At 54.6% G+C, this 2,509-nt stretch carries 4 protein-coding genes; all 4 read left to right on the plus strand.

Annotated features, from left to right (window positions below):
• Positions 1–113 precede the first annotated feature (113 nt).
• The gene (locus tag G467_RS17940; RefSeq protein WP_081644709.1) at positions 114–395 is read left to right on the plus strand and encodes a hypothetical protein; all 282 of its coding nucleotides are present in this window, start codon (positions 114–116) and stop codon (positions 393–395) included.
• A gap of 122 nt (positions 396–517) precedes the next feature.
• On the plus strand, positions 518–925 hold the full coding sequence (locus G467_RS0114710) for an immunity 53 family protein (protein WP_022970495.1): 408 nt from the start codon (positions 518–520) through the stop codon (positions 923–925).
• 105 nt (positions 926–1,030) lie between these two features.
• Complete coding sequence (locus G467_RS18110) at positions 1,031–1,600, plus strand: hypothetical protein (RefSeq protein WP_155844910.1); 570 nt, start codon at positions 1,031–1,033, stop codon at positions 1,598–1,600.
• An 89-nt stretch (positions 1,601–1,689) separates the two neighbouring features.
• Positions 1,690–1,956, plus strand: a complete 267-nt coding sequence (locus G467_RS18530) for a DUF7710 domain-containing protein (RefSeq protein WP_081644710.1) — start codon at positions 1,690–1,692, stop codon at positions 1,954–1,956.
• Positions 1,957–2,509: the final 553 nt, after the last annotated feature.

Below are 2,509 nucleotides of genomic sequence, written 5' to 3' on the forward strand. Positions count from 1 at the left end.
ATGGCGCCTAACAATTCATTCCAGCGGACGGCCGACCGCTTACTCGGCTCAACCAACTGCCGCGGCGCGGCCGCCGCTGAATTCAGGCGTTAGGCGCCCTTCAATCTACTTCCATGCATAAGTACCCGCATATTAGCTCCGCACTAAAGACCATCTTTAACTGTGAGGATGGTCTATCCGTAGATGTGGCAACAGCCCTCTACCGGAGAAATGCCGAGAACTCTGGCTATATTTCTGAGTTAAAGGCAGAGTTGGAGGCGGCATTTAGCGACTACAGCACCTCGTGGAAAGGCGCCTTACTAAACGATGCTTACGAGGTATTCGACGCCGAAAGCGAAGAAGAAGCGCGTGACTATGCAAAGCAGATACTGTGGGATCCCATATTTGGGCCGTGAGTCTCCGTAGCTGCACTTGGCTGGCGCCTAACAATTCATTCAAGCCGACCGCCGGGGTCGATGCGATTTCATAGCTACTGCCCCCGGCCGGCGGCGGCTTAATTCAGGCGTTAGGCCAAAGAATGTCTGTTCTTCGCGACTTTCAAGCGTGGTACTTGGCCCAGTGCAATGGCAACTGGGAGCACTCCTACGGCGCCACCATCTCGACTCTGGATAACCCCGGCTGGAGTGTCGTGATAAACCTCGCCGACACTGCACTCGCTGATAAGGAATTCTCTGAAACGAGCTACGGTCTGGCAACCCCACCGCAACTCAAGGTCGACGCAAGTGGTCGGGTGCTTCTCGATGACACCAGCTTCAGCTCCTTTGTCGAGCGCAACGAGGATCCAAATTGGCTTGTATGTTCGGTCAAGGATCGCCGCTTCGAGGGTTATGGAGGCCCACAGAAACTTGAGGACATTCTGACTATCTTCCTGGATTGGGCGGCCGGCACGAGAACTGGCACTGGCAGTTGCGACGCGCCTAACTAATCGTTCAAGGGGACCGCCCACCGCGGGGCGCGGTCAAAGCGGCATTGCATTATGCTTTGCCCACGCCCCGCGGTGGGCAGCCCCTTAACTCAAGCGTTAGCGCCCATGTTCACACTCGACGTACTCTTAAAGAAGTGGATTCCGTACAGACTCGAAGCTGTCGAAACACTGCGTTGGGCTTGGGCATTGACGGAACAAAACTCCGGCGCAGATCTCGAAGTGAAAGTAAATGGTCGCCCTGTTCTCACAGGAAATGTCGCTGCGCTAGCCAATCCAATGATAGAGGCAGGCTTTATTCATGCGCGTGCGCTTCTTGAGTTCTTAGGCCTAACGGCAACTAAGGATGGCAAGCTTTCTGTTGTGGTCAGCCGCCGGCCCGGCGACGTTGCAGTGGAGAACTTTTCAACGTCAGCCGTGACCCTTCAAAAGGCAACGCCAGACACAGTTGCGGCCGCTTATCCTGGCCCAAGGGAAGAAGCTGAAGATTCTCTAGTAGCGATATTTCAAACTTCCAACCGCTGGCTCGCACACGTGACTGATGGAACGACTTCTAAAGAATGGACAGATCATCATATTGATGTCGCACTTCGCGGCATTCCTGTGTTAATCAAGAACCATCTATATCTGCCGTTAGGTCTCGATATTCCGAAAACACAAAATGCAAATGGGCCCTAACAATTCATTCCAGCGGACGGCCGGGTGCGAGCTTGGCCGATCCAACCGTTCGCGGCCGGCCGCCGCTGAATTCAGGCGTTAGGCTCTATATGGAAACCGTGTGGATATTCAACGGAGATCAGGCGAGCCTCCCCGCCGCTGTATTTTCATCTCGCGCGAAGGCGGAAGACTGGATAAATTCCAATCGTCTCAGCGGAATTCTTACTGAGTATCCTTTAGATACGTCCGCGCTAGATTGGGCAATTCAGAACGGTTACTTCACGCCGAAAGGCGACAGGCACAAACAGTCCCGGTTTATTCAATCTTTTACTTCTGGATCGCAAGCGCATTTCCACTATAGTTTCGACGACATTTAGAGCTTTCGTGACAACATGCTGTCTCAGGCCGCGGCGAGCCTAACAATTCATTCCAGCGGACGGCCGACCGCTTATCGGTTTCAAACAACTGCTGCGGCGCGGCCGCCGCTAAATTCAGGCGTTAGGCGTGGCTTTTTTCTTGGGGTTGGTTTCGGGCAAGAGTTAAGTCCGCGTCCAGATAGGTCCGGGCAGGCACATCACCGCACCGTCGCACAGCGTTTCCGGCAATCGTCTTCCGCTTCGAACTGCTGATTCGCCTGGAATCTTCGGGCCAGATCACACTCCCTGCGACCCGCTGCCGTGCTCCGTGCAACCAGGCATTACCGGGTGCTACGCTGCGCCTAACAATTCATTCCAGCGGAACAACACGGCTTGCAGCCGCGTTGTCCGCTAAATTCAGGCGTTAGGCGCCAAAAGCTTTTTCCATGCGAATCAAGATTCTTCTCGCGGCAACACTTCTACTGGCAATTGGCCTGCTCTACTTCCCTGTCCGGTTTGCGCTCACGTTTGAGATCTTCGGAAACGCAGTGCGGTCTCCCACTGCCGGCTGGCT

This window comes from Arenimonas oryziterrae DSM 21050 = YC6267, from assembly GCF_000420545.1.
GTDB classification, from domain to species: Bacteria; Pseudomonadota; Gammaproteobacteria; order Xanthomonadales; family Xanthomonadaceae; genus Arenimonas; species Arenimonas oryziterrae.